The sequence below is a fragment of the Pseudomonas sp. NPDC089547 genome, assembly GCF_050280665.1.
Classification (GTDB): domain Bacteria; phylum Pseudomonadota; class Gammaproteobacteria; order Pseudomonadales; family Pseudomonadaceae; genus Aquipseudomonas.
Genome location: NZ_JBNNVS010000035.1, coordinates 20,241 through 47,057 on the forward strand (window position 1 = coordinate 20,241; position 26,817 = coordinate 47,057).

Consider the following 26,817-nt stretch of genomic DNA (forward strand, 5'->3'; position numbering starts at 1 on the left):
GACACAAGGCCGCTCCTACAGGAAAGCGCGGCCCCTTGTAGGAGCGGCCTTGTGTCGCGATGGGCTGCAAAGCAGCCCCAAGGCCCTCGAACCTAGCGCTGGGCGTACTGCAACACTACTTCCAGCGGGTGGCGCATCTTGCGCTCGGTCATGCGCTTGACCTGGCTACGGCAAGAATAACCGGTCGCCAGCGGCTCCCCTTCCTTGTCCAGCTTGGTCGCCCAGCTTTGCTCGAAGATGGTCCGCGAGGTGTCCTGGTTACGCGCCTCGTGGCCGTAAGTACCCGACATGCCGCAGCAGCCCGTCGCTTCGGTCACCAGTTTCAGCCCCAGGCGGGCAAAAACCTGCTCCCACTGCTTGGTACTGGCCGGCACGTTGGTCTTCTCGGTGCAGTGCGCCATCAGGCGGAAGTTGCCCGGTGCAGTCGGCGCCTGCTCGGGCAGCACATCCATCAACCACTCCTGTGGCAACAGCACTTTCGGGCAACCGTCCAGCCCTGGCACCTTCTGGTATTCCTGGCGGTACACCAAGGTCATCGCCGGGTCCAGGCCCACCAGTGGCACTCCGCAGTCGGCCAAGGCCTTGAGCTGAGTGGCGTTACGGATCGCCGCCTTGGCGAACGCCCCCAGGAAGCCCTGTACGTGCAGCGGCTTGCCGTTGGCGCTGTACGGTGCCAGGTACACCCGGTGACCCAGGCGGTGGGCCAGGTCGATGAAGGCCGACAGCAGTGGCGTTTCGAAATAGCGGGTGAAGGCGTCCTGCACCAGCACGATGCTGCGCTCGCGCTGGGCAGGGGTCAGTTCACGCAGGGCCGGCACGCTGGCCACGCCGACACGGCAACGGGTCAGGGTGGCTTGGAAGTTGAAGCGACTGATCAGCGGGCTGTCGACCATGCCAATCTTGTCTGCCAGCAGCTTGCTGACCCACTTCGAACCCATTACCGCGTTGTACAGCCCCGGCGCGTGGGCCATGTACGGGATGGTGAATTCCAGCGAGCCGATCAGGTAATCACGCAGCGGGCGCTGGTAGCGACCGTGGTACAGCTCAAGGAAGCGCGAGCGGAAGTCCGGCACATTGACCTTGATCGGGCACTGCCCGGCGCACGACTTGCACGCCAGGCAACCCGCCATGGCGTCGTACACCTCGTGGGAGAAGTCTTCCTGGCCCTGGCTGCGTGCGCGGTTGTTGCGCAGGCGCGCTGGCAGGCCTTTGAGCCACGAAACCTTGTTGCGTGCCGCAGCCAGAACGTCGATGTTCGCCTCGCCCTGCAGGCGCAGCCATTCACGCATCAGCGAAGCGCGGCCCTTGGGCGAGTGCTGGCGTTCACGGGTGGCCTTCCACGACGGGCACATGGCGTCGTTGGGGTCATAGTTGTAGCAGGCGCCGTTGCCGTTGCAGTGCACGGCGCTGGGGAAGTCCTGCCACACACGCTCGTCGATGGTGCGGTCCAGGTCGCCGCGCAGGGTAACGCCATCGACCGGGGTAAGGCCCTCGGCACTGTCTGGCGGGGTGCAGATCTTGCCTGGGTTGAGCTGGTTGTGCGGGTCGAACGCGCCCTTCAGGCGCTGCAGCGCCGGGTACAGCTCGCCGAAGTACTCCGGCACGTATTCCGAGCGCAGGCCTTTGCCGTGCTCGCCCCACAGCAGGCCGCCATAGCTTTTGGTCAGGGCCGCCACCGCATCGGAAATCGGCTTGACCAGCGCTGCCTGGGCCGGGTCTTTCATGTCCAGCGCCGGGCGCACGTGCAGCACGCCGGCATCGACGTGGCCGAACATGCCATAGGCCAGGCCGTAGCCATCGAGCAAGGCGCGGAAGTCGGCAATGTAGTCGGCCAGTTGCTCCGGCGGTACAGCCGTGTCTTCCACGAACGGCTGCGGGCGCACTTCGCCCTCGACGTTGCCCAGCAGCCCTACCGAGCGCTTGCGCATGACGTAGACACGGGTAACCGCCTCGGCACCTTCAGCCAGGGTGTGCCCCAGGCGCTCGACGCTGGCATCCGATTGCAAGTGTTCGACAAAGGCCTGCACCCGGGCATTGACCTCGGCCGGCTCGTCGCCGCAGAACTCCACCAGGTTGATGCCCAGGGTCGGGCGCTCGGGGTCGGCCGGGAAATACTCGGCCACGCTGTGCCAGACGATGTCCTTCATCGCCAGCATCAGCACCTTGGAGTCCACCGTCTCGATCGACAGCGGCTTGTGCGCCATCAGCGCGTTGGCGTCACGCAGGGCGTCCATGAAGCTGGTGTAGCGCACGTTGACCAGCACGGCGTACTTGGGAATCGGCAGCACGTTGAGCTTGGCTTCGACCACATAACCCAGCGAACCCTCGGCACCGCACAGCACGCTGTTGAGGTTGAAACGGCCCTGCTCGTCGCGCAGATGTGCCAGGTCGTAGCCGGTCAGGCAGCGGTTGAGCTTGGGGAACGTGGTTTCGATCAGTTCGGCCTGGTTTTCCTGAATGTCACGCGCCATGCGGTACACCTCGCCGACCCGGCCGGGCGCGGCGCAGGCCTGCTCCAGCGCGGCATCGTCGATCGGCAGGCTGTGCAGGCGTTCGCCACCCAGCAGCACGCTGTGCAGTTCCAGTACGTGGTCGCGGGTTTTGCCATAGGTGCAGCTGCCCTGGCCGCTGGCGTCGGTGTTGATCATGCCGCCGACGGTGGCGCGGTTGGAGGTGGACAACTCAGGGGCAAAGAACAGGCCGTGCGGCTTGAGCGCGGCATTGAGCTGGTCTTTCACCGTACCGGCCTGCACCCGCACCCAACGCTCCTCGACGTTGATTTCGAGAATCTTGTTCATGTGCCGCGACAGGTCGACGACAATGCCGTCGGTGAGCGACTGGCCGTTGGTGCCGGTGCCGCCACCGCGCGGGGTCAGCTTGACATCCCGGAAGCGCGCCTCGCCCATCAGCGTGGCAACCCGCGCCACATCGTCGGCGTCCAGCGGGAACACCGCCGCCTGCGGCAAGCGCTGGTAGATCGAGTTGTCGGTGGCCAGCACCGTGCGGGTGCCGTAGTCGGCACTGATCTGGCCACGGAAGCCGCTGTTGCGCAGGGCTTCGAGGAATTCGGGGTAGTTGGCGCTCGGCGCAAGGGTCGACAGCTGGGCGATCATCGAAGGATGGCCTCTTGATATTGGCTAGTTCACGGGATTCCTGTCGCTCCCGCATGGATGTTGCCATGCGGGGATGACGTATAGGCCAATGTTCCTGTAGTTTCACTTCAGGGGCAAACGGATAATCCTGCCGCTATCAATGACTTTTATGAATGAATTACCGCCACCTGACACCGTCCATGTCGCTGCTGCTGGCATTCGAGGCCGCCGCCCGGCATGAAAGCTATACCCGCGCGGCTGCCGAACTGTCGCTGACCCAGAGCGCGGTCAGCCGCCAGGTACAGGCGCTGGAACAGCAACTGGGCCTGACCCTGTTCCGCCGCGAGGGCCGCCAGGTACAGCTGACCGATGTCGGCCGCCTGTACCAGCGCGAACTCAGTGAGGCACTGGGGCGTATCCGCAGCGCCACCCTGCAGGCCCTGGCCTACCAGTCAGGGGTGGGCACCTTGCGCCTGGCCACCCTGCCCACGTTTGGCTCCAAATGGTTGTTGCCGCGCCTGCATGCGTTCTACGGCGCCCACCCGGGCATGTTGGTGCACATTCATTCACGCATCGAAGCCATCAACTTCGATACCAGTGAGATCGACGCCGCCATCGGCGTGGCTAGCCACGACCTGCCGGGGCTGATCTGCCATCGCCTGCATGCTGAAGAACTGGTGGTGATCCTGCCAACGGAGGCCGGCGCGGATAGCCAAGGCTGGAACCCGGCAAGGATCAGTGAAGAGGTGCTGTTGAATGTGGCCAATAACCCGCACGCCTGGGGCGAGTGGTTCTCGCACCATGGCCTGCCGCACCGGTCGATGCGCTTGGGGCCGAGCTTCGAGCTGACCTCACACCTGATCCAGGCGGTACGGGCCGGGATTGGTATCGGGCTGGTGCCACGCATTCTGGTGGAGGAGGAGCTGGCAAAAGGCGAGCTTTACAGCCCCGGGGTGGCGTTTGCCAGCCAGCGCAGTTATTACCTGATCTACCCGCCGCGCAATGAGGCCTTGCCTTCCTTGCGGGCATTCAGGAGCTGGTTGCTGGAGCAGATCTGAATTTTTGCCTGTGCCGGCCTCTTCGCGGGCAAGCCCGCTCCCACAGGTTTAGCGCTGCCTCAGGTCCAGTGATTTCCCTGTGGGAGCGGGCTAGCCCGCGAAAGGGCCGGCACAGAAAACAAGAAACCCGAAGCCAGTCACCTGACTTCGGGTTTCTTCATACTGCTTCAACCAACTTACTTGGCTACGTGACCCGCAGCCCCACCGGCATTCACCCGGCGACGCGGCTTGACCATGTACACCACAAACATGCCGAACAGCCAGACTGGCATTACATAAACCGAAACCTGAATGCCTGGGATCATCAGCATGATGCCAAGGATCAGCACCACGAAGGCAAGCACCACATAGTTACCGTAGGGGTACCACAGTGCCTTGAACAGCGGCTTCTGGCCGGTACGGTCCAGGTGCTGGCGGAACTTCAGGTGCGAGTAGCTGATCATCGCCCAGTTGATCACCAGGGTCGCCACTACCAGCGACATCAGCAGCTCAAGGGCGTTCTGCGGCATCAGGTAGTTGAGCAGCACGGCAACAAAGGTAAAGGCAGCCGATACCAGGATGGAACGCACTGGCACGCCACGTTTGTCGACCTTGGCCAGCGACGCCGGGGCATCGCCCTGCTCGGCCATGCCCAGCAGCATGCGGGCGTTGCAGTAGGTGCCACTGTTGTACACCGACAGCGCGGCTGTCAGGACCACGAAGTTCAGCAGGTGGGCAGCAACGTCACTGCCTAGCAGCGAGAACACCTGCACGAACGGGCTGCTGCCATAGCTGCCACCCGAGGCATCGATGCTGGCGACCAGGTTGTCCCATGGCGTCAACGACAGCAATACCACCAAGGCACCCACATAGAAGATCAGGATGCGCCAGATGACCTGGTTGATCGCTTTGGGGATCACGCTCTTCGGCTTGTCGGCCTCGGCAGCGGTGAAACCAAGCATTTCCAAGCCGCCGAAGGAGAACATGATGAACGCCAGGGCCATCACCAACCCGCTGACACCGTTAGGGAAGAAGCCGCCATGCGACCACAGGTTGGCGATGGTGGCGTCCGGGCCGCCGCTGCCGCTGGTGAGCAGGTAGGCACCCAGGCCGATCATGCTGACGATGGCGACGACTTTGATGATGGCAAACCAGAATTCGGCTTCACCGAAGAACTTCACGTTCATCAGGTTGATGGCGTTGATCAGCACGAAGAACGCTGCCGCCGTGACCCAGGTAGGGATCTCTGGCCACCAGTAGTGGACATACTTGCCAACTGCAGAAAGCTCCGACATGCCCACCAGGATGTACAGCACCCAGCAGTTCCAGCCCGACAGGAAGCCGGCGAAACCGCCCCAGTAGGTGTGGGCAAAGTGGCTGAACGAGCCGGCCACCGGCTCTTCGACAATCATTTCGCCAAGCTGGCGCATGATCATGAAGGCGATGAAGCCGCAGATGGCGTAGCCAAGGATCATCGACGGGCCAGCGGATTTCATCACGCCTGCCGAGCCGAGGAACAGGCCGGTACCAATCGCACCGCCGAGGGCGATCAACTGGATGTGGCGGTTCTTCAGGCCCCGCTTTAGCTCGCCTGAATGCATGTTTTGTCCACTCATGAACGAAGTCACCTGCATTGTTTTTATCTGTGACGGAATCGGACCCACCGCGCTCGTGGCGCAGCGGAATGGGCAAGGTGGTTACCTTGGGTTCCTGACCTCAGGTGCCGCCGGGGCGGATCAACCGGGCGTGATCAAGAGTGCGCTGTACGCAAAAGGGGTCACAGGTAAAACGCGGCGCATTGTATACCCCAGTGCGCAGGCGTCAACGCGCCGCACCGTTTCTGAAGAAAAAGCGCAGCGGTCCTGTGGTGCAGGGCCTTGAAAGGCGAAGTGATCGGCGTACATGGCGCCTCCATTTGTTGTTTTGTCAGCCAGGCTCTGTGGACGGGCTCTTGCACACGGCAATGGCGGCTATAACACCGTGTAGACGGGGGTTTGGGCAAGGGTGGGTGAGGCGGGGGCGGCTGGTTTTGCACATGGGCGACGGCAAGGTTTGTTTACACGGTTTGGTCAAATCTGGAATCAGGGCTGAAATAGCCCACATTTGTATAAATTTCTTTACAAGCCGGTTCAAGAACTTGCCAGTCGTCCGAAATATTCTTTTGCTTCAATATCTTGGGGCCGCTTTGCGGCCCTTTCGCGACACAAGGCCGCTCCTACACAGAGCGCGTCACCTTCAGGCCGGTGCGATCCCCTGTAGGAGCGGCCTTGCGTCGCGATGGGCTGCGCAGCAGCCCCAAATTCTGACAGGCATAAAAAACCAGCCCGAAGGCTGGTTTCTCGATCACCACAAAGGCCAATCAGCCACGCGGCTTGCCGCGGCCACGGCCTGCTGGTTTGTCACCATCGGGCTTGCCCGGGCGCTTGCGCATCTCGCTCGGGCGCTCGGCCACCGTGCTGCCACGGGTATTCTTGCGCGGGGCCTCTTCACGCGGCTGACGCGCAGGGCGTTCGCCACCAGCGGCACCTTCGTGGGCCGGGCGCAGGTTGCGTACGCGCTCGCCACGGCCCAGTGGGCGGGTCGACTTGCGCTGCAGGCGCTCCATCTTGTCCTTGGCCTTGAGCTTCATGGCCGGCAGCGCTACCGGCTGCAGCCCCACTTCAGCGGCCAGGATGTCGATTTCGCCCTGGCTCATTTCACGCCAGCGGCCCATCGGCAGGTCGGAGTTGAGGAACACCGGGCCAAAACGCACGCGCTTCAGGCGGCTGACAACCATGCCCTGGGATTCCCACAGGCGACGCACTTCACGGTTACGGCCTTCCATTACCACGCAGTGATACCAGTGGTTGAAGCCTTCGCCACCTGGTGCCTTCTGGATGTCGGTGAACTTGGCCGGGCCGTCTTCCAGCATCACGCCGGCTTTCAGGCGCTCGATCATCTCGTCGTCGACCTCACCACGCACACGTACCGCATACTCACGGTCCATCTCGTAGGACGGGTGCATCAGGCGGTTAGCCAGCTCACCGTCGGTGGTGAACAGCAACAGGCCAGTGGTGTTGATGTCGAGGCGGCCAATGTTGATCCAGCGACCTTCTTTTGGCCGTGGCAGGCGGTCGAACACGGTCGGGCGGCCTTCCGGGTCGTCACGGGTGCAGATTTCACCGTCGGGCTTGTTGTACATGATCACCCGGCGAGTGGCCTCGGCGGCCTCTTCGCGCTTGATCAGCTTGCCGTCTACGGCAATGGCATCATGCAGGTCGACACGTTGGCCGAGGGTGGCCTCGACGCCGTTGACCTTGATGCGGCCCTGGCTGATCCAGGCCTCGACGTCACGGCGCGAGCCCACGCCAATGCGTGCCAGCACTTTCTGCAGCTTTTCGCCGGATGGAGGGGTGATTTCGGTATCTTGCAGGTCTTGCTCACTCATCTGGGCACCTCCCGGTGTAGGAATGAAAACAGTTTTTTGGCGACGAGCGCGCCAAAAGGCCGGGCATCATACGCGGTTCAGAGGGAGAACGCACTGGAGGGTAGAAGGTTTTAAGGGCTTTGGCAGGGGTTTCTGCCTAATGGTGATGCATCGGCAGTACCGGCCCTTTCGCGGGCACGCCCGCTCCCACAGAGATATCACAGCCCCTGAGGATTGCGCGGTACCTGTGGGAGCGGGCATGCCCGCGAAGAGGCCAGCACAGGCACCCGCAAAAATCAGGGCTGTTCCTTGCCCTCTTCTTCCACAGAAGCCTCAGGCTCCTCTTCACGCAAATCATCAAAATCAGTCTTCAGGCCCTCTTCCATGGCATCCAGTTCCACCAACAGGCTACGGAAACTGGTCTCCTCCTTCGGCTCCGCGACTTCCTCTTCTTCCCCAATGCTGGCATCCGCCAATACCTGCAAGTGCGCCGGTACCGGCGCGTCATCCGGGTCGAGCAGCGGCTCCGGCTCCATTTCGCGCAGCTCGGCCAAGGCTGGCAGCTCATCCAGGCTCTTGAGGTTGAAGTGATCGAGAAACGCCTTGGTGGTAGCAAACATCGCCGGCCGCCCGGGCACCTCGCGGTAGCCCACCACGCGGATCCACTCACGCTCCATCATGGTCTTGATGATGTTGCTGTTCACCGCCACACCCCGCACATCTTCGATCTCGCCACGGGTAATGGGCTGGCGATAGGCAATCAGGGCCAAGGTTTCGAGCAATGCGCGCGAATAACGTTGCGGGCGCTCTTCCCACAGGCGCCCGACCCAGGGTGCATAGTCTTCGCGGATCTGCAGGCGGTAGCCGCTTGCCACTTCCTTGAGTTCGAAAGCACGGCCGCTGCACGACTTGCCCAGTACCTCAAGGGCCTTCTTGAACACGCCGGGCTCGGGGCGCTCGGCCTCTTCAAGCAGCTCGTACAGGCGCTCCAGGGATTGCGGTTTGCCCGAAGCCAGCAAAAAAGCTTCGATCAGCGACGCCAGGTCGCGGGGGTCATTCAGGTTCATCAAGTTCTTCAACAAGCGCTGGGCGAAGCCGCACATGAATGGCGGCGAAAGGTTCATTCTGCACCAGTTCGATCAGCGATTCCTTCACCAGCTCGAGAATCGCCATGAAGGTCACCACCACACCCAGCTTGCCCTCTTCGGCGGCAAACAGCTCGACAAACGGCACAAAAGCGCCGCCCTTGAGGCGCTCCAGCACCTGGCTCATGCGCTCGCGCGTAGACAACGTTTCACGGCTGATCTGGTGGCTTTCGAACAGGTCGTTGCGGCGCATCACCTCGGCCATGGACATCAGCAGCTCTTCCAGGCTTACCTGCGGCAACAACTTGCGCACCTTGGCCTGCGGCGCTTCCAGGCGTGGCACCACGACGTCGCGGCCCACCCGCGGCAGTTCGTCGACACCCTCGGCAGCGGCCTTGAAGCGCTCGTACTCCTGCAGGCGGCGGATCAGTTCGGCCCGCGGGTCGCCCTCCTCCTCCTCGACATCGGCCGAACGTGGCAGCAGCATGCGCGACTTGATCTCGGCGAGCATGGCAGCCATCACCAGGTATTCGGCGGCCAGCTCCAGGCGCACGCTTTTCATCAGCTCCACGTAGCCCATGTACTGGCGGGTAATTTCTGCCACGGGGATGTCGAGGATGTCGATGTTCTGCTTGCGAATCAGGTACAGCAACAAGTCCAGCGGGCCTTCGAAGGCTTCGAGGATGACCTCCAGGGCGTCTGGCGGGATGTAGAGGTCCAGCGGCAGCTCAGTGACCGCTTCGCCATAGACCAGGGCCAGTTGCAGCTGTCGGGGCGAGTCCACTTGTTCAGCCGGCGCCTCGGGTGCTTCTACCTGACTCACGCGTTGACCATGAACGGCGTGGGGTCGCCGCAGCCTGCGCGGATCAGTTCCGGCTCGTCACCCGACAGGTCGATGATGGTCGACGCCTTGAGGTCGCCGAAACCGCCATCGATCACCAGGTCGACATGATGCTCCAGGCGCTCACGAATCTCGTAGGGGTCAGTCATCGGCTCGCTGTCGCCCGGCAGAATCAGGCTCACGCTCATCAGCGGCTCGCCCAGCTCGGCCAGCAAAGCCAGGGTAATGGCATGGTCCGGCACACGCAGCCCGATGGTGCGGCGCTTGTCGTGCAGCAGCAGGCGCGGCACTTCACGCGTGCCGTTGAGGATGAACGTATAGGGCCCCGGCACGTGCGCCTTGAGCAGGCGGAAGGTGCCGGTGTCGACCTTGGCGTACAACCCCAGCTGCGACATGTCACAGCACATCAGGGTGAAGTTGTGCGTCTTGTCCAGCCCGCGCAGGCGCCGCACCCGTTCGATGGCCGTCTTGTCACCCATCTGGCAACCCAGCGCGTAGGCCGAATCCGTCGGATACACCACCACCCCGCCCTTGCGGATGATCTCGACGGCCTGCTTTATCAGGCGCGCCTGTGGGTTCTCCGGATGAATCTGGAAAAATTGGCTCACGTAGTCGTCCTGTTCATAGCGCCAAAGGCTGTTCATGGCTGAATCGACGCCACAGAGGTGGCAGGTCCTCGGGCAAAGGCCGGTAGGCACCGATCTCGCCCCAGGTGCCGGGGCCGTGGAAGTCACTGCCAGCGCTTGCCAACAGGCCGAACTCACGGGTGAGGATGGACATCGTGCCCACCTGCTCGGCCGGCATCATTCCGTTAACCACTTCAAGTGCCTGCCCGCCTGCCTGAATATAGTCGGCAATCAGCCGTCTGCGCTTGCTGCGGGTCAGGTCGTAGTGCATGGGATGCGCCAGGCTCACCCACGCTTTGGACTGGCGCAGGGTAGCGACAGTTTCGTCGAGGGTCGGCCAGTGCTGCTTGACGTCGCCCAGCTTGCCGGCGCCCAGCCACTTGCGAAACGCCTCGCCGCGGTCCTTGACGTGCCCGGCGCGCACCAGGTATTCGGCAAAATGCGGGCGCGCCGGGGCGTTGCCGCTGTCGCCCAGTTCGTGCTGCACGGCACGGGCGCCTTCGAGCGTGTCGGGCATGCCCTTGGCTGCCAGCCGTTTGTCGATTTCTTCGGCGCGCAGCCAGCGACCACGGTGCAGCGCCTCGATTGCCGCCAGCAAAGGTGGGGCGTCGAGCGGGAAGTCATAGCCCAGTACGTGGATGGTCGCGCCACCCCAGGTGCATGACATTTCCACCCCGCTAACCCAGCGCATGCCCCGTTCAATGCAGGCCTGGCGCGCTTCAGGCAGGCCTTCGATGGTGTCGTGGTCGGTCAGGGCCAGCGTTTGCACCCCGTGCTCATGGGCCCGGGCAACCAGTACCGAAGGCGACAGGGCGCCGTCGGAGGCCGTGCTGTGACAGTGCAGATCAACATTCATGGAGGAGCGCTTTCGCTGGAATCGATGTTTGTTATTATGCCGTCACATCCCGATTCTGGCTGCCATTGTGAAACAATTCATCGATTTCATCCCGCTGCTACTGTTCTTCATCGTCTACAAGCTGGACCCGCGCCCCCTGGAGGTCGCCGGCCACAGCTTCGAATTCGGCGGCATCTACAGCGCCACGGCCATGCTGATCATCAGCTCGCTGGTGGTGTACGGCGCGCTGTTCCTGCGCCAGCGCAAGCTGGAAAAGGGCCAGTGGCTGACCTTGGTAGCCTGCCTGGTGTTCGGCGGCCTGACGCTGACTTTCCATAGCGAAACCTTCCTGAAGTGGAAGGCACCGGTGGTGAACTGGCTGTTCGCTTTGGGCTTTGCCGGCAGCCACTTCATTGGTGACCGGGTGCTGATCAAGCGCATCATGGGCCATGCCCTGAGCTTGCCCGATGCCATCTGGGCACGCCTGAACGTCGCCTGGATCGCCTTCTTCCTGTTCTGCGGCGCGGCCAACCTGTTCGTCGCCTTCACCTTCCAGGACTTCTGGGTGGACTTCAAGGTGTTTGGCAGCCTGGGCATGACCGTGATCTTCCTGGTGGCGCAAGGCGTGTACCTGTCGCGCCACCTGCACGACGACCCTTCTACCTCCAAACCCAAGGATTGACATGCTCTACGCCATCATCGCCAGCGACGTCGCAAACTCCCTGGAAAAACGCCTGGCTGCCCGCCCGGCGCACATCGAACGCCTGCAACAGTTGAAGGCCGAAGGCCGCGTGGTACTGGCCGGCCCACATCCGGCCATCGACAGCAATGACCCGGGCGAAGCAGGTTTCAGCGGTAGCCTGATCGTTGCCGAGTTCGAATCGTTGGCTGCGGCGCAAGCCTGGGCTGATGCGGACCCGTACATTGCTGCGGGTGTGTACGACAAAGTCGTGGTCAAGCCGTTCAAGCAAGTGCTGCCTTGATCTGAGACCGCGTCGCCTGCTTCGCGGGCTTGCCCGCTCCCACAGGTACAGCACAAGCCTCGGATTCTGTGCGGTCCCTGTGGGAGCGGGCAAGCCCGCGAAGAAGGCGACCCGGTGCCAGCAGTTATACGGTTGCCATCAGTCTGCGGTATCTTTGCCACTGGCGGGCCGAATAGCCGCCGTCATTGGTTGAATTGAGTGAGTCATGAGCGAGCTGTTACTGATTGATGATGACCAGGAGCTGTGCGAGCTGCTCGGCAGCTGGCTGACACAGGAAGGGTTCACCGTACGTGCCTGCCACGATGGCCAGAGCGCACGCCAGGCCCTGGCCGAGCACGCCCCGTCGGCTGTAGTACTGGACGTGATGCTGCCCGATGGCAGCGGCCTGGAACTGCTCAAGCAATTGCGCAGCGAGCATGCCGAACTGCCGGTGCTGATGCTCTCTGCCCGTGGCGAACCACTGGACCGCATCCTCGGCCTGGAACTGGGCGCTGACGACTACCTGGCCAAACCCTGCGACCCGCGTGAGCTCACCGCCCGCCTGCGCGCCGTACTGCGCCGCAGCCACCCCACCGCCACCACCAGCCAGGTAGAACTGGGCGACCTGGTGTACAGCCCTGCCCGTGGCGTGGCCAGCATCGATGGCCGTGAAATGACTCTGACCTTGTCCGAAAGCCGCATTCTCGAAGCGCTGCTGCGCCAGCCAGGCGAGCCGCTGGACAAGCAGGAACTGGCGCAGATCGGCCTGGGCCGCAAGCTGACCCTGTACGACCGCAGCCTGGACATGCATGTCAGCAACCTGCGCAAGAAGATCGGCCCGCATGCCGATGGCCGGCCACGCATCGTGGCGCTGCGCAGCCGTGGCTATTACTACTGCCTCTGACATTTCCGGGCCGCTGCGCGCCCCTGGTTCATCTTTACCGAGCCTTTACCATCCCCTGACTGCGCTTGACGGTGATCTCCCTAGACTGTGCTCATCCGGTAACCACCGGCCTATGAAAGGAGAGACACCATGCGCAAGACCCTTATCGCCCTGATGTTCGCCGCCGCCCTGCCGACCGTGGCCATGGCCATGCCTGACGGCGGCCCGCGTCACGACGGCCCGCATCATCGCGGTGATGCGCCTTTCCACCAGCTGGACCTGAGCCGCGACCAGCGCCAGCAGATCGGCAAGCTGATGGGCGAGCAGATGCAGCAGCGCCGCGACATCACCGAGCGCTACCTGTCCAAGCTGCCGGCCGCCGACCAGAAAGCCATGAAGGACGAACTGCAAGCCAGCCGTACCAAGACCGACACCGCAGTGCGCAACCTGCTCAAGCCTGAGCAGCAGAAGAAGTTCGACGAACTGCAAAAAGAACGCGCCGCCAAGAAAGCCGAGTGGCAGGAGTTCCAGGCCTGGAAAGCTGAAAAAGGCAACAAGGCCCAGTAAGCTGTCCGCCCAACGCCCGGCCCGCATCACTGCGGGCCGGGCTTTTCCCGTTTAGGAGGTGCACTTGCGTTCACTGTTCTGGCGCATCCTGGCCAGCTTCTGGCTGGCCATTACCTTGGTCGCAGGCCTGTCGATCCTGTTGGGCCACATGCTCAACCAGGACGCCTGGATCCTCAGCCGCCACCCGGGCCTGAATACCCTGGCCAGCAAGTGGGCCAAACATTACGAGCAGGAAGGCCTGGATTCGGCACAGCATTTCCTGGAGCGGCGCAAGGACCGTTACAAGATCGACGTGCAAGTGCTCGACGACAGTGGCGAGGCCGTGGTGCCGGGCACCTTCCCGCGCCGTGCGGCAGCCTTCGAGGCACGCCAGCACAATGACCAGCGGCGCCTGCCGTGGCGCAGGCTGACCGAGGAGTACACCAGCCCTGACACGGGCGAAACCTACCTGTTGATCTATCGCATACCGCACCCGGCACTGGATGCCTGGCACCGCGAAAGCCTGATGTGGCCGCTCAGTGCACTGGGCATTGCGCTGGTGGTGCTGACCTTGTTCAGCCTGCTGGTGACCCTGTCCATTACCCGCCCGCTAAGCCGCCTGCGCAGCGCGGTGCATGACCTTGGCCAGAGCACCTACCAGCAGAACAGCCTGGCACGGCTGGCCGCGCGGCGCGACGAGTTTGGCGTGCTGGCCAAGGACTTCAACAAGATGGGCGCACGCCTGCAAAGCACCATCGGCAGCCAGCGCCAGTTGCTGCGCGATGTGTCCCATGAGCTGCGCTCGCCGCTGGCCAGGCTGCGTATCGCACTGGCCCTGGCCGAGCGGGCCGGGCCCGAGCAGCGGGAAACCCTGTGGCCGCGCCTGACCCGCGAGTGTGACCGCCTGGAAGACCTGATCAGCGAAATTCTCGCCCTGGCCCGGGTGGATGCGGAGCAGGCCCATGCCGAACCCGTCGACCTCAACGCCCTGCTCGGCAGCGTGCGCAAGGACGCCTTGCTCAGCGCGCCCGACCAGGATGTGCGCCTTGAAGCGCAGCCCGGGTTGACCTTGCAAGGTTGGCCAACGCTGATCGAGCGAGCCGTGGACAACCTGCTGCGCAATGCCTTGCGCTTCAATCCCGTCGGGCAGCCGGTAGAAGTGAGTGCATTGCGTGAGCAGGACCGCATAGTGATAAGCGTGCGGGACCATGGGCCGGGGGCGGCGCCGGAGCATCTGGCACAGTTGGGTGAGCCGTTCTTCCGCGCGCCGGGGCAGGACGCGCCGGGGCATGGGCTGGGGTTGGCGATTGCGCGCAAGGCAGCAGAGCGCCATGGTGGCAGCCTGATTTTGGACAATCATCCACAGGGTGGGTTTGTGGCCAGGCTGGAGTTGCCTTCGGAAACTGGCACAGTTTGAGATTGCCGGGGCCGCTTTGCGGCCCTTTCGCGACACAAGGCCGCTCCTACAGGGATCGCGCAGGCCGAGAGCTACGCGGTCCCTGTAGGAGCGGCCTTGTGTCGCGAAAGGGCTGCAAAGCAGCCCCAGCATTCTCAGCCGTTACTCGCCCCAACCACTGACAAAATCAGCCGTTTCCAGAATCGGCGCAGTACGCGGCTCGGTCAGCGGCGTGCCGACATACAGGTAGCCGATCAACTCCTCGTTCTCGGCCAACCCCAGCCCCTTGTGCACGTGGGCATCAAAGGCCATGTCCCCGGTACGCCACACCGCACCGATACCTTGCGCGTGCGCGGCGATCAGGATGCCATGCGCCGCACAGCCCGCCGCCAGGCGCTGCTCGGACTTGGGCACCTTGAAGTGGTCTTGCAGCCTGGCGATAACAACGATCAGCAAGGGCGCCCGCAACGGCATGGCACGTGCCTTGTCCAGCGCAGCCTGGCTGGCATCGCCCTTCTTGTCCACGGCTTCGGCAAACAACTCGCCCAGTTTCTCCAGGCCCTGGCCCTCGATGGTGAGGAAGCGCCATGGCCGCAGTTGGCCATGATCCGGGGCGCGCAATGCGGCCTGGAACAGCGCCTCGCGCTGGGCGGCATTGGGCGCCGGGCCGGTCAGGCGTGGCACGGAAACACGGTTGAGCAATGCGTCGAGAGCCTCCATCGGCTACCCTCCTGGCAGGTGAATGTGCGGCCATTCTAGCGTTTACATCACCAGACCCATAGGTAGAATGGCGCCCTTCCGTTTCGAGTCAGAGCAGATCACATGGCGTTGCCGACCTTAAGGATCATTGGTTTCATCATCGGCATCTTCCTGATTACCCTCGCCGTCAGCATGGCCGTGCCCATGGCGACGCTGGTGATCTTCCAGCGCACCGGCGACATGCCGTCATTCCTCTGGTCGAGCCTGATCACCTTTATCGCCGGGCTGGCCCTGGTGGTACAGGGGCGCCCCGAGCATGTGCACCTGCGCCCGCGCGACATGTACCTGCTGACGGTCAGCAGCTGGCTGGTGGTGTGCGTGTTTGCCGCCCTGCCGTTCCTGCTGACCCAGCACATCAGCTACACCGACGCGTTCTTCGAAAGCATGTCGGGCATCACCGCCACCGGCGCCACCGTGCTCAGCGGGCTCGACAGCATGTCGCCGGGCATTCTCATGTGGCGCTCGATGTTGCACTGGCTTGGCGGTATCGGCTTCATCGCCATGGCGGTGGCGATCCTGCCGTTGCTGCGCATCGGTGGCATGCGCCTGTTCCAGACCGAGTCGTCCGACCGTTCAGAGAAGGTCATGCCGCGCTCGCACATGGTCGCCAAGTCGATCGTGGGGGTGTACGTCGGCTTCTCGATCCTTGGCTCGCTGGCCTTCTGGTGGGCCGGCATGAGCCCGTTCGATGCGATCAACCACGCCATGTCGGCAATCTCGACCGGCGGCTTCTCCACCTCTGACCAGTCGTTGGCGAAGTGGGATATCCCGGCCGTTCACTGGGTTGCAGTGGTGGTCATGATCATGGGCAGCCTGCCGTTCACCCTTTACGTAGCGACCTTGCGCGGCAACCGCAAGGCACTGATCCGCGACCAGCAGGTGCAGGGCTTGCTGGGCATGTTGCTGGTTACCTGGCTGGTGCTGGGCACCTGGTACTGGTACAGCACCAACCTGCACTGGCTCGATGCCCTGCGGCATGTGGCACTCAACGTAACCTCGGTGGTCACCACCACCGGTTTCGCCCTGGGCGACTACAGCCTGTGGGGCAACTTCTCGTTGATGCTGTTCTTCTACCTGGGCTTCGTTGGCGGCTGCTCCGGTTCGACGGCAGGCGGTATCAAGATTTTCCGCTTCCAGGTGGCCTATATCCTGCTCAAGGCCAGCCTTAACCAGCTGATCCACCCGCGCGCGGTAATCAAACAGAAATACAACGGCCACCGCCTCGACGAAGACATCGTGCGTTCGATTCTTACGTTCTCGTTCTTCTTCGCCATCACCATCTGCGTCATGGCCCTGCTGTTGTCGTTGCTGGGCGTGGACTGGATGACCGCATTGACCGGTGCTGCCGGCACGGTGTCGGGCGTGGGCCCAGGCCTGGGCGAAGTGATTGGCCCGTCGGGCAACTATGCCACGCTGCCAGACGCGGCCAAGTGGATCCTGGCAGCCGGGATGCTGCTCGGCCGCCTGGAAATCATCACGGTGCTGGTGCTGTGTATGCCGGCGTTCTGGCGTCACTGACCCCTTCGGTTCCCGCGCCGATGCGGGCACGGTACTCGCTGGGCGTGGAATCGAACCAGCGACGGAAGGCCCGGAAGAAGTTGCTGGGGTCGGCAAAACCCAGCAGGTAGGCCGTTTCCAACAGGGTCATGCCGGGCTGGGCCAGGTACTGCTCGGCCAGCTCGCGACGGGTGTCGTCGAGCAAGGTCTGGAAGCTGGTGCCCTCCTCCTGCAAGCGCCGCTGCAAGGTCCGCTGCGACAAATGCAGGGCCTGGGCCAGGGTTTCGCGCTTGGGCTCACCCTGCGGCAGGATGCGGCACAGCACCTGGCGCACACGGTGGGTCACCCGGCTTTCGGAAAAGCGCGCCAGGTACTCCCCGGCAAACCGGTCGTGCAGCACCGCCATCGCCTCGTTGGCGGTCGGCAGCGGCGCCTCCATGTCGGCCCGTTCGAACACCAGCGCATCATGCGGCGCGCCGAACACCAAGGGTGAATGGAACGCGACCTTGTACGGCTCGATATCCTTTGGCTGCGGCCCCTGCACCAGCACCCGGCGCGGCTGCACCGGCCGCCCGCTGAGCCATTTGCACAGCGCCAGTGCGCAGGCCAGCGATGCTTCGGCACTGTGCCGGGTTGGCGGCAGATGGTCGCCGTGCACGGTCAGGATCAGGGAATAGCCCTCGGGGCCAAGGATAAAGCTGAGGTCGGAGCTTTCCGCGATGATCCGCTGGAAACGCACCAGGCGCTCGAAGCCCTCGGCCAAGGTGCGGCTGGACATCAGCGCGTAGCCCACCACATGGAACGACGCCGGGCGTACCACGCGCGCCATGTTCAGGCCGATGGCCTCATTGCCCGACAATTCGACCGCCAGCTGCCAGAGCCGGGTCATGGAGTCTTGCGGGAAGCGTGCATCAGGGTCGTCGAGGGCAGCAAAATCCAGCCCCAGCTGCTTGAACATGGCCCGGCAGTCCAGCCCTTCCAGTTCGAGTGCCTTCACAATCCCTGATGCCCAACTGGCTGACGTGGTTCTTTCGCTCATGACAGGCTTCTTTTATCGACCGCTCCTGCGGTGAACCCCAAGGATACTCATTTGGCGCCTATTGTCACTGATAGGCTCCGTGAGTCACTCTAGACTCGAATCAGGCTCCACGCCGTGCATCTCGTCCAGAAGTATTAATCCCGGAGCACTGCCATGAACCGCACAGCGCAGTTTCGCAGTTTTGCCGAGTTCTATCCGTACTACCTGGGGGAGCACAGCAACCCCACCTGCCGCCGCCTGCACTTTGTCGGCACCAGCCTGGTGATTGCGCTGCTGGCCTATACCATTGGCAGTGGCAAATGGTTGCTGTTGCTGGCCGTGCCGCTGTTCGGCTACGGCTTCGCCTGGGTCGGGCATTTCTTTTTCGAGAAAAACCGACCGGCGACCTTTACCTACCCTTTGTACAGCCTTGCCGGTGATTTCGTGATGTTCCGCGACATCCTGCTAGGCAAGGTCAGGCTGTAAGGATTTTGGGGCCGCTTTGCGGCCCATCGCGACGCAAGGCCGCTCCTACACCGACCGAGTGAGTTCGGGGTTGTGCGGTCCCTGTAGGAGCGGCCTTGCGTCGCGATGGGCTGCAAAGCAGCCCCATGGCCTCAAGCCCTACGCCATTTCTCGCACCGCCGCCGCTGCAGTCTGCGCCTCTGCCAGCCGGTACAGCTCGATGCTGCCATCCCAATGCTCGATCAGCGCCGTGCACGACTCCACCCAATCGCCGCAATTGAGGTACTCCACCTCCCCTACCTTGCGGATCTCGGCATGGTGGATATGCCCGCACACCACCCCATGAAAGCCACGCCGGGTACATTCGTGGGCAATGGCATCCTCAAAGTCACTGATGAAGTTCACTGCGCCCTTGACCTTGTGCTTCAGGTACGCCGACAGCGACCAGTAGCCGTAGCCGTAACGCGCCCGCCAGTGGTTGAGCCAGCGGTTCAGCACCAAGGTGAACTCGTAGGCGCGGTCACCCAGAAACGCCAGCCAGCGGTGGTAGCGGGTAATCACATCGAACTGGTCACCATGGATCACCAGCAGGCGCCGGCCATCGGCAGTCAAGTGCTCGGCCTCATCCACCAGCTGGATGTTGCCCAGGATCAGCCGGGAGTAACGGCGCAGGAATTCGTCATGGTTTCCTGTGACGTAGATCACCTCGGTACCGCGCTTGCTCATGGTCAGCAGCCGGCGAATCACGTTGGTGTGGGCTTGCGGCCAGTAGATCCCGCTGCGCAGCTTCCAGCCATCGATGATGTCGCCGACCAGGTACACGCGGTCGGCCTGGTAGCCCTTGAGGAACTGCGAAAGGTGTTCGGCCTGACAGTCACGGGTACCCAGGTGTACATCGGAGATCCACAGGGTACGCACGCGTTGCTTGCGCGAGGGACGGGACAGTTCGGCATGGGTCATGGGCAGGCTCCGGCGCAGTTTGCTGGAGACTGGCAGGCGTAGGTGACAGCGCCGTGGCAAAACGGTGACGAGTGATGGTGTGCAGCGAATGAGGCACAATGGGCTTCTGCCCTGCGAGGACTCCCCATGACCGCCGGCCCGATCCTTTCGCTGCGTCATTACCGCGACAGCCTGATTGCCCACAGCCACGAACACCCGCAACTGGTGTTCGGCCTGCGCGGCCGCCTGGAGTTCGAGGTGCAGGGGAAAGGCGCCGGCATTGATCGGCAGGGGCTGGTCGTGGTGCCGGCGGGTGCGCATCACACCTGCGCCAGCGATGGCGGCAGCCATTGCCTGGTGCTCGATGTACCTGGGGAACAATGGTTGCACGAGCAGTTTGGCGAGCACGCCGATGCCAGCCGTCGCCTGCTCGACCGCCCTGCCGCGCTGGGCCTGGACCACCGCCAACAGCAGTTGGTGGATTGGCTGGCAGCCAGCCCCATGGATGACCCGCTGATTGCACGGCAGGGCGCAGCGCTGCTGCTGGCCAGTCTCAATCCCACTGCGGCAGCCAGCGTTACTGCCAGCCGCCGCCTGCCCTATTCCGCCTTCGATGCGCATATCGAGCAACATGCTGCCTACCCGCTGCAAGTGGCCGATCTGGCGCGGCTGGCCGGGCTTTCCAGTGCCCGGTTGCATGCGCGCTTCATCGCAGAGTGCGGGATGACGCCAATGGACTACATTCGCCAGCGGCGCTTGCTCAAGGCGCGGCGGCTGGTGACCCAGACCTTGTTGCCGATGGGTGAGATTGCCGCACAGGTGGGGTACAGCTCGCAGAGTGCGTTTTCGGCGGCGATGTTGCGGGCGTTTGGCTGTACGCCGTTGGCCTTGCGGCGAGAGCCTGGCGACAACTGACAGCAGTCTTGCGACAGAATGTATTTGCCTGCGCCCTTACACTTTGCCTGTGCCGGCCCTTTCGCGGGCTTGCCCGCTCCCACAGGTAACGCACCGCTTTCACGACTTGTGCAGTACCTGTGGGAGCGGGCAAGCCCGCGAAGAGGCCGGCACAGCCAATAAAGATCTTGAGCAAGGACCACCATGAACCACCGCACCGCCCTCGGCGCCCTGCACATTGGCGCGCTGTTCTTCGGCCTGACCGGCGTATTCGGCAAACTGGCCGCCAGCGCCAGCCCGGCAATCATCGTGTTCGGCCGCGCCGCCTTCGCCGTACTGGCCCTGGCCCTGTTCGCCAGCGTTGCCGGCCCGGGCTGGCAACGCCTGAACGGCCAGGACATCCGTCGCCTGCTGCTCGGCGGGGTACTGCTGGCCGGCCACTGGGTCAGTTTCTTCATCGCCGTCAAGGTCGGCGGCGTGGCCATCGCCACCCTCGGCTTCGCCAGCTTCCCTGCCTTCACCGTCATCCTCGAAGGCCTGCTGTTCCGCGAACGCATCCGCCGCAACGAGGCTGTGCTGGTACTGCTGGTCAGCATCGGCCTGATACTGGTAACGCCGGCCTTCGACCTGGCCAGCGAGGCCACCGGCGGCCTGCTGTGGGCGCTGCTGTCGGGGCTGCTGTTCTCATTGCTGTCACTTACCAACCGGGCCGGTTCCGGGCGCTTGCCCGCGGTACAGGCAGCGCTGTGGCAAAACCTGGTGGTAGGCCTGTGCCTGCTGCCGTTCGCAGCCCCGGGCCTGGCCGGCGTAGCCAGCAAGGACTGGCTGTGGATTGCCCTGCTCGGCATCTTCTGCACGGGAGTGGCGCACAGCCTTTTTGTGGCCAGCCTGGCCGTGATCAAGGCACGCACCGCCGCGGTGGTATTCGGCATGGAGCCGGTCTACGGCATTGCCGTGGCCTGGGTGGTGTTTGCCGAAACGCCCACCCTGCGCATGCTGCTGGGTGGTGCGCTGATCATCTTCGCCATCGTGCTGTCCAGCCGCCTGGCCGCCGAGCAGCCGCCCAAGCAGCCACTGGCCGAGGGTGCCTGATCAGCGATCGTTGTGGCCAAGGTCGCGCTGCGGGTCGATCTGGTCGCGCACCCGCTGCTTCAGCACCTTGGCCTCGGGGAAACCGCCGTCGGCCTTGCGCTCCCAGATCTGCACGCCATTGCAGGTGATGCGGAAAATACCGCCAGTGCCCGGCTCCAGGGCTACCCGGCCAAGGTCGTCGCCGAAGGTGCTGAGCAGTTCCTGGGCCAGCCAGGCGGCACGCAGCAGCCATTGGCACTGGGTGCAATAGGTGATGACGATTTCCGGTTTGCTGTCGGCCATTGTGAAGCATCTCCAGGTAAGGGGCCGCTTATACTAGCGGTCTTTAGCCCACGGTTTGAGACTCACAATGCGCCGTTTGCTGTTCTGTTTCCTGCTCACCCTCACCTGCCTCACGGCAGCCGCCGCCGAACCGCTCAGGCCGAAGGTCGGCCTGGTACTGTCCGGTGGCGCCGCCCGTGGCCTGGCCCACATCGGGGTGCTCAAGGCGCTGGAGGAACAGGGCGTGCGCATCGACGCCATTGCCGGCACCAGCATGGGGGCGGTGATCGGCGGGCTGTACGCCTCAGGCTACAGCGTCGCAGAGCTGGAAAAGCTTGCCACTACCCTGGACTGGCAACAGGCGCTATCCGACGCCCCGCCGCGCAAGGACGTACCGTTCCGGCGCAAGCAGGATGACCGCGATTTCCTGGTCAAGCAGAAGCTCAGTTTTCGCGATGACGGCAGCCTGGGCCTGCCGCTGGGGGTAATCCAGGGCCAGAACCTGGCGCTGCTGCTGGAAAGCAAGCTGGCGCACACCGCCGACACCCGTGACTTCGACAAGCTACCCATCCCTTTCCGCGCAGTGGCTACCGATATTGCCAGTGGCGAAAAAGTGGTGTTCCGCCGCGGCCACCTGCCCCAGGTAATCCGCGCCAGCATGTCGATCCCCGCCGTATTCGCCCCGGTCGAGCTGGATGGCCGCCTGCTGGTGGACGGCGGCATGGTCGACAACATCCCGCTCGACGTGGCGCGGGAAATGGGTGTGGACCTGGCCATCGTGGTCGACATCGGCACACCGCTGCGTGACCGCAAGCAACTGGCTACGGTGGTCGATGTGCTCAACCAGTCGATCACCCTGATGACCCGCCGCAACTCGGAAGAACAACTGGCCAGCCTGCACCGTGACGACATCCTCATCCAACCGCCGCTCACCGCATTTGGCGTGACCGATTTCGGCCGCGCCCGGGACATGATCGACGCGGGCTACCGCGCCACCCGCCTGCTCGACCCACGCCTGGCAACCCTGCGCCAGCCCGAGGGCGACAGCGAGCTGGCCGCGGCCCGGTCACCACGCCAGCGCACGCCAGTGATTACCGCGATCCGGATCGAGAACGACTCCAAGGTCAGTGATGACGTGATCCGCTCGTACATTCGCCAGCCGCTGGATGCGCCGCTGGAACTCGACCGCTTGCAGACCGACATGGGCACCCTGTACGGCCTGGACTACTTCGACCGGGTGCAATACCGCGTGGTGCACAAGGGCAACGACAATACCCTGGTCATCAACGCCCGCGGCCGACGCGGCGGCACCGACTACCTGCGCCTGGGCCTGAACCTGTCGGACGACCTGCGTGGCGACAGCGCCTTCAACCTGGGCGCAAGCTACCGGGTCAACGGCATCAACAGCCTGGGCGCCGAATGGCTGACCCGTGGCCAGATTGGCGACCAGCAAGAACTGTACAGCGAGTTCTACCAACCACTGGATGTAGGCTCACGCTACTTCATTGCGCCATACCTGGACTTTGGCTCGCAGAACATCGAAGCCACCCTGGACAACGACCCCGTTGCCGAATACCGCCTGGAGCGCTACGGCTTTGGCCTGAACGTGGGGCGGCAGATCGGCACCAACGGTGAAGTGCGCCTGGGCGTGGGCAAGGCCTGGGGCGAGGCCGAGGTACGCATTGGCGACCAGGACCTGCCCAAGGTCAGCTTCAACGAAGGTTTTTATGAACTGAAGTACTCGTTCGACACCCTCGACAACGTGTATTTCCCGCACAGCGGCGAGGACATTGGCCTGACCTTGCGCAAGTACGACAAGTCGCTGGACTCCGACCAGGATTACCGGCAGTGGCTGTTCAACCTGGACAAGGCCATCAGCAGCGGGCCGAACACCTTCGTACTAGGTGGGCGCTATGGGCGCACGCTGGATGACACCGAAGTGGTGACGTCGAGTTTCGTGATGGGCGGAGCGCGGGAGCTGTCGGGCTTCCGCCAGGACTCGGTATCGGGGCAGAACGTGAGCCTGATGCGCGTGGTCTACTACCGCCGGCTGACGCCACGGGCCTATGTGCCGCTGGACTTCCCGCTGTACATCGGTGGCTCGCTGGAGCGCGGGCGGGCATGGAACAACGACAACGAGTTCGACAGCGGGTATATCAATGCGGCGAGCATCTTCCTGGGGCTGGAGACGCCGCTGGGGCCGCTGAACTTCACATATGGCGCCAACAGTGCGCATGAACAGGCGGTCTACCTGAACCTGGGGCATACCTTCTAGATTGCCGGGGCTGCTTTGCAGCCCTTTCGCGACACAAGGCCGCTCCTACAGGAGTACGCGATCCCCTGTAGGAGCGGCCTTGTGTCGCGAAAGGGCCGCAAAGCGGCCCCCATGGCCCTCAGGATTTTTCCAGGTTGGCCAGAATCTTCGCATGCACCCGCATACACACTTGGAGGTCCGCCTCGTCCACCCCGGTAAACAGCTCCACCCGCAGTTGATTGGCGATGGTTTCGATCTGGTCGATCAGCGGCTTGGCCGGCGGGCACAGCACGATCTTCTTCGCCCGCCGATCCTCCAGCACCGCCTGCCGGCGCACCAACCCTTGCGCCTCCAGGCTGTCGAGCAGGCGCGCCAGGGTCGGGCCTTCCACGCCCACGCTCTGGGCCAGCTCGCGCTGGGTAGGGGCCTCTTCAAAACGGGCCAGGTGCAACAACACCAGCCAGCGCGCCTGGGACAGGTTGAGCCCGGCCAGGCGGCGGTCCAGTTCGGCTCGCCAACCCCGGGACATCTGGGCCAGCTGCATGCCGAAGCGGTGTTGATTGTCGGTCAGGGGCATAAGCAACTCATCGAATAGATCTAATTATTAGGCAGCTAACCATGGCCCGCCCCATGAGGCAAGGCTCGCGCGCGCCTCATTGTTCGATAATCGTCAAAAAGGATGACAAAGGTCAGCAGATGGCGGTTCTGCCTTCGATCCGGTCGCCCCTTACAACTCGAACTCGGCGGCCAGTGCCGCACGCACGCAATACAGTACCCCTTCCGGCACCCGCGCCCCGAACAGTGGCGCTATCGCCGATACCGGCGGCAACTCGCCCTCGCCATCAAGGAAGGCATCCTGCACTTCCATCAGCAGGTCTTCCGGCAGGTCCAGGGCCTGGTCCAGGCTCAGCTCCTGGCGGCCGAGGGCCTCGGCCAGCAGGCTGTACACGTTTTTCTCGCTGCAGTTGAGCTGCCCGGCGATCTGCGCAGGGGTCATGCCGGCGCGTGCCAGGCTGACCAGTTCGTGGCGCAAGTCGAGCACCACTTTCGGCGCATCTTCTGTGCCACCACTGTTGTTCAGCACTTCAAGGAACGCCTGGCCATAGCGCTCCAGCTTGCGCGCACCCACACCGCTTACCTGTGCCATGTCGCTGAGGCTGACCGGCTGGCTGCGCAGCATTTCCAGCAGCGTCGAATCGGGGAAGATGACGTAGGGCGGCACGCTGTGCTCCTCTGCCAACTTGCGCCGCAGGGTACGCAGCGCTTCCCACAGTTCGCGCTCTTCGGCACGTACCAACTGGCTGGCCGGGCTGCCGCCACTGGACGACGCGGCCTTGGCCGTGGTCTGCGGCTTGAGGTCACGCCGCAGTTGCAACGTCACCTCGCCGCGCAGCAGCGGCCGGCAGTTGTCGGACAGGCGCAGGCCGCCGTAGCCTTCCAGGTCGATATCGACCAGGCCTCGCGCCACCAACTGGCGGAACAGTGAACGCCATTCGACCTCGGCCAAGCCCTTGCCGACGCCGAATACCGACAGCTTCTCGTGGCCGAAATTGCGCACTTTTTCGGTGTCTTTGCCTAGCAGCACATCAACCAGATGGCCGACGCCATAGCGCTGGCCCGTGCGGAACACCGCCGACAGCGCTTGGCGGGCCGGCTCGGTGGCGTCCCAGGTCTGGATGTTGTCGACACAGTTGTCGCAATGCCCGCATGGCTGTTCGAGGGTTTCGTCGAAATAGGCCAGCAGCGACTGGCGGCGGCAGCGGGTTTCTTCGCACAGCGCCAGCATGGCGTCGAGCTTGTGCTGCTCGATGCGCTTGTGGCGCTCGTCACCTTCGGAGTTCTGCAGCATCTGCTTGAGCATCACCATGTCCTGCAGGCCGTAGGCCATCCAGGCATCGGAAGGCAGGCCGTCACGGCCGGCACGGCCGGTTTCCTGGTAATAGGCCTCAAGCGACTTGGGCAGGTCGAGGTGGGCAACGAAGCGCACGTTGGGCTTGTCGATGCCCATGCCAAAGGCAATGGTGGCGACCATGATCAGCCCTTCCTCGTTGAGGAAGCGGTGCTGGTTGGCAGACCGCGTTTCTGCGGCCAAGCCGGCGTGATAAGGCAGGGCCGGGAAGCCCTGGTCACACAGGAAGGCGGCAGTTTCGTCGACCTTCTTGCGCGACAGGCAGTAAACGATACCGGCGTTGCCGCGGCGCTCGCCAAGGAAGGCCATCAGCTGCTTGCGCGGCGCTTCCTTGGGCACGATGCGGTAGAAGATGTTGGGCCGGTCAAAGCTCGACAGGAAGCGCTCGGCGCCTTGCAGGTGCAGGCGCTGGACGATTTCTTCGCGGGTACGCATGTCGGCGGTGGCGGTGAGCGCGATGCGCGGCACATGCGGGAACAGCTCGGCCAGCTGGCCCAGTTGCAGGTATTCAGGGCGGAAGTCGTGGCCCCATTGCGAAACGCAGTGGGCTTCATCAATGGCGAACAGCGAGATGTCCAGATCACGCAGGAAGTCGAGCATGCGCGGCTGCACCAGGCGCTCCGGGGCCAGGTACAGCATCTTCACTTCGCCCCGGCGCAGGCGCCCGGCCAGCTCGCGCTGCTGCTCCGCCGTCAGCGTGGAGTTGAGCGCGGCGGCCGGCACACCCAGTTCGTCCAGCGTGGCCACCTGGTCATCCATCAGCGCGATCAGCGGCGATACCACCACTGTGAGGCCCGGGCGCAACAGCCCCGGCACCTGGAAGCACAACGACTTGCCGCCACCGGTGGGCATCAGCACCAAGGCATCGCCGCCGTTGGCCACGCATTCGATGATTGCCGCCTGGCGCCCACGGAAACTGTCGTAGCCGAAGATATCCTTGAGAACGCGCTGAGCCTGTTCGAGCATGTGCAACTCCACAAATCGCCGTACCATCCTGGAAACAGGCTGGACGAAAAACCC

General features: G+C 63.5%; 25 protein-coding genes. 12 read left to right on the forward strand and 13 right to left on the reverse strand.

The features are described 5' to 3' along the window. Nucleotides 1–92 precede the first annotated feature (92 nt). Nucleotides 93–3,113: a D-2-hydroxyglutarate dehydrogenase YdiJ gene (ydiJ, locus tag ACQKPZ_RS20840; RefSeq protein WP_427541701.1), complete on the reverse strand. Its 3,021-nt coding sequence runs from the start codon at nucleotides 3,111–3,113 to the stop codon at nucleotides 93–95. A gap of 152 nt (nucleotides 3,114–3,265) precedes the next feature. Between ydiJ and ACQKPZ_RS20845 the strand changes: the two genes are divergently transcribed. Beyond that, nucleotides 3,266–4,150 (forward strand): LysR substrate-binding domain-containing protein, encoded by an 885-nt coding sequence (locus tag ACQKPZ_RS20845; protein ID WP_427541705.1) that lies wholly within the window; start codon nucleotides 3,266–3,268, stop codon nucleotides 4,148–4,150. Between the two features lie 176 nt (nucleotides 4,151–4,326). Here ACQKPZ_RS20845 and ACQKPZ_RS20850 read toward each other — a convergent pair whose 3' ends face one another. Then, nucleotides 4,327–5,745 (reverse strand): amino acid permease, encoded by a 1,419-nt coding sequence (locus ACQKPZ_RS20850; protein ID WP_427541707.1) that lies wholly within the window; start codon nucleotides 5,743–5,745, stop codon nucleotides 4,327–4,329. On the opposite strand from ACQKPZ_RS20850, the gene ACQKPZ_RS20855 reads away from it, so the two are divergent. After that, nucleotides 5,744–6,010 carry a hypothetical protein gene (locus tag ACQKPZ_RS20855; RefSeq protein WP_427541710.1) on the forward strand — a complete coding sequence of 89 codons (267 nt, stop codon included), beginning with the start codon at nucleotides 5,744–5,746 and terminating at the stop codon, nucleotides 6,008–6,010. The genes ACQKPZ_RS20850 and ACQKPZ_RS20855 overlap by 2 nt on opposite strands. 478 nt (nucleotides 6,011–6,488) lie before the next feature. Here ACQKPZ_RS20855 and rluB read toward each other — a convergent pair whose 3' ends face one another. From rluB to ACQKPZ_RS20880, 5 genes are all read right to left on the reverse strand, one after another. Next, the gene (gene rluB / locus ACQKPZ_RS20860) at nucleotides 6,489–7,556 is read right to left on the reverse strand and encodes a 23S rRNA pseudouridine(2605) synthase RluB (RefSeq protein ID WP_391125390.1); all 1,068 of its coding nucleotides are present in this window, start codon (nucleotides 7,554–7,556) and stop codon (nucleotides 6,489–6,491) included. A gap of 275 nt (nucleotides 7,557–7,831) precedes the next feature. Beyond that, nucleotides 7,832–8,602 carry an SMC-Scp complex subunit ScpB gene (gene scpB / locus ACQKPZ_RS20865; RefSeq protein WP_427541712.1) on the reverse strand — a complete coding sequence of 257 codons (771 nt, stop codon included), beginning with the start codon at nucleotides 8,600–8,602 and terminating at the stop codon, nucleotides 7,832–7,834. Continuing rightward, nucleotides 8,589–9,314 carry a segregation and condensation protein A gene (locus ACQKPZ_RS20870; RefSeq protein ID WP_427541750.1) on the reverse strand — a complete coding sequence of 242 codons (726 nt, stop codon included), beginning with the start codon at nucleotides 9,312–9,314 and terminating at the stop codon, nucleotides 8,589–8,591. Before ACQKPZ_RS20870 ends, scpB begins: the two co-directional genes overlap by 14 nt. Before the next feature lie 125 nt (nucleotides 9,315–9,439). Continuing rightward, nucleotides 9,440–10,069, reverse strand: a complete 630-nt coding sequence (locus ACQKPZ_RS20875) for an L-threonylcarbamoyladenylate synthase (protein ID WP_391125478.1) — start codon at nucleotides 10,067–10,069, stop codon at nucleotides 9,440–9,442. 13 nt (nucleotides 10,070–10,082) lie between these two features. Next, complete coding sequence (locus ACQKPZ_RS20880) at nucleotides 10,083–10,943, reverse strand: PHP domain-containing protein (protein WP_427541714.1); 861 nt, start codon at nucleotides 10,941–10,943, stop codon at nucleotides 10,083–10,085. Nucleotides 10,944–11,010: 67 nt separating this feature from the next. Here ACQKPZ_RS20880 and ACQKPZ_RS20885 point away from each other — a divergent pair, with 67 nt between their 5' ends. The 5 genes from ACQKPZ_RS20885 (at nucleotide 11,011) to ACQKPZ_RS20905 (ending at nucleotide 14,730) form a co-directional block, all read left to right on the forward strand. Then, nucleotides 11,011–11,604 (forward strand): septation protein A, encoded by a 594-nt coding sequence (locus tag ACQKPZ_RS20885; RefSeq protein WP_391125384.1) that lies wholly within the window; start codon nucleotides 11,011–11,013, stop codon nucleotides 11,602–11,604. Between the two features lies 1 nt (nucleotide 11,605). After that, the gene (locus ACQKPZ_RS20890) at nucleotides 11,606–11,905 is read left to right on the forward strand and encodes a YciI family protein (protein ID WP_012273585.1); all 300 of its coding nucleotides are present in this window, start codon (nucleotides 11,606–11,608) and stop codon (nucleotides 11,903–11,905) included. Between the two features lie 205 nt (nucleotides 11,906–12,110). Continuing rightward, nucleotides 12,111–12,788 carry a response regulator transcription factor gene (locus ACQKPZ_RS20895; protein WP_403198643.1) on the forward strand — a complete coding sequence of 226 codons (678 nt, stop codon included), beginning with the start codon at nucleotides 12,111–12,113 and terminating at the stop codon, nucleotides 12,786–12,788. A gap of 129 nt (nucleotides 12,789–12,917) precedes the next feature. Continuing rightward, complete coding sequence (locus ACQKPZ_RS20900) at nucleotides 12,918–13,334, forward strand: Spy/CpxP family protein refolding chaperone (RefSeq protein WP_403198646.1); 417 nt, start codon at nucleotides 12,918–12,920, stop codon at nucleotides 13,332–13,334. Nucleotides 13,335–13,392: 58 nt separating this feature from the next. Continuing rightward, a complete protein-coding gene (locus tag ACQKPZ_RS20905) occupies nucleotides 13,393–14,730 on the forward strand; it encodes an ATP-binding protein (RefSeq protein WP_427541716.1) in 1,338 nt (445 codons plus the stop codon). Nucleotides 14,731–14,871: 141 nt separating this feature from the next. On the opposite strand, the gene ACQKPZ_RS20910 is transcribed toward ACQKPZ_RS20905, so the two are convergent. Continuing rightward, nucleotides 14,872–15,429, reverse strand: a complete 558-nt coding sequence (locus ACQKPZ_RS20910; RefSeq protein ID WP_427541718.1) for a nitroreductase family protein — start codon at nucleotides 15,427–15,429, stop codon at nucleotides 14,872–14,874. 102 nt (nucleotides 15,430–15,531) lie between these two features. Between ACQKPZ_RS20910 and ACQKPZ_RS20915 the strand changes: the two genes are divergently transcribed. Next, nucleotides 15,532–16,986 carry a TrkH family potassium uptake protein gene (locus tag ACQKPZ_RS20915; protein WP_391125369.1) on the forward strand — a complete coding sequence of 485 codons (1,455 nt, stop codon included), beginning with the start codon at nucleotides 15,532–15,534 and terminating at the stop codon, nucleotides 16,984–16,986. Here the strand turns inward: ACQKPZ_RS20915 and ACQKPZ_RS20920 are convergent. Beyond that, on the reverse strand, nucleotides 16,943–18,004 hold the full coding sequence (locus ACQKPZ_RS20920; RefSeq protein WP_427541720.1) for an AraC family transcriptional regulator: 1,062 nt from the start codon (nucleotides 18,002–18,004) through the stop codon (nucleotides 16,943–16,945). The genes ACQKPZ_RS20915 and ACQKPZ_RS20920 overlap by 44 nt on opposite strands. Nucleotides 18,005–18,157: 153 nt before the next feature. Between ACQKPZ_RS20920 and ACQKPZ_RS20925 the strand changes: the two genes are divergently transcribed. Further along, entirely contained in the window at nucleotides 18,158–18,469 is a 312-nt protein-coding gene (locus tag ACQKPZ_RS20925; RefSeq protein WP_391125365.1) for an Mpo1-like protein, read from the forward strand. A 138-nt stretch (nucleotides 18,470–18,607) separates the two neighbouring features. Here ACQKPZ_RS20925 and ACQKPZ_RS20930 read toward each other — a convergent pair whose 3' ends face one another. Beyond that, the gene (locus tag ACQKPZ_RS20930) at nucleotides 18,608–19,408 is read right to left on the reverse strand and encodes a UDP-2,3-diacylglucosamine diphosphatase (RefSeq protein WP_427541723.1); all 801 of its coding nucleotides are present in this window, start codon (nucleotides 19,406–19,408) and stop codon (nucleotides 18,608–18,610) included. Nucleotides 19,409–19,534: 126 nt separating this feature from the next. Between ACQKPZ_RS20930 and ACQKPZ_RS20935 the strand changes: the two genes are divergently transcribed. Next, nucleotides 19,535–20,302 (forward strand): helix-turn-helix domain-containing protein, encoded by a 768-nt coding sequence (locus ACQKPZ_RS20935; RefSeq protein ID WP_427541726.1) that lies wholly within the window; start codon nucleotides 19,535–19,537, stop codon nucleotides 20,300–20,302. Nucleotides 20,303–20,485: 183 nt separating this feature from the next. Then, entirely contained in the window at nucleotides 20,486–21,373 is an 888-nt protein-coding gene (locus ACQKPZ_RS20940) for a DMT family transporter (RefSeq protein ID WP_427541729.1), read from the forward strand. Here the strand turns inward: ACQKPZ_RS20940 and ACQKPZ_RS20945 are convergent, their stop codons facing one another. Beyond that, on the reverse strand, nucleotides 21,374–21,655 hold the full coding sequence (locus ACQKPZ_RS20945) for a SelT/SelW/SelH family protein (RefSeq protein ID WP_427541732.1): 282 nt from the start codon (nucleotides 21,653–21,655) through the stop codon (nucleotides 21,374–21,376). It abuts the gene before it with no gap. A 67-nt stretch (nucleotides 21,656–21,722) separates the two neighbouring features. Between ACQKPZ_RS20945 and ACQKPZ_RS20950 the strand changes: the two genes are divergently transcribed. Further along, a complete protein-coding gene (locus ACQKPZ_RS20950) occupies nucleotides 21,723–23,909 on the forward strand; it encodes a patatin-like phospholipase family protein (RefSeq protein WP_427541735.1) in 2,187 nt (728 codons plus the stop codon). A 118-nt stretch (nucleotides 23,910–24,027) separates the two neighbouring features. On the opposite strand, the gene ACQKPZ_RS20955 is transcribed toward ACQKPZ_RS20950, so the two are convergent. Further along, entirely contained in the window at nucleotides 24,028–24,465 is a 438-nt protein-coding gene (locus ACQKPZ_RS20955) for a MarR family transcriptional regulator (RefSeq protein WP_016711876.1), read from the reverse strand. Nucleotides 24,466–24,615: 150 nt separating this feature from the next. Then, nucleotides 24,616–26,763, reverse strand: coding sequence for a DNA helicase RecQ (gene recQ, locus ACQKPZ_RS20960; RefSeq protein WP_427541738.1), 2,148 nt, complete (start codon nucleotides 26,761–26,763; stop codon nucleotides 24,616–24,618). Nucleotides 26,764–26,817 lie beyond the last annotated feature (54 nt).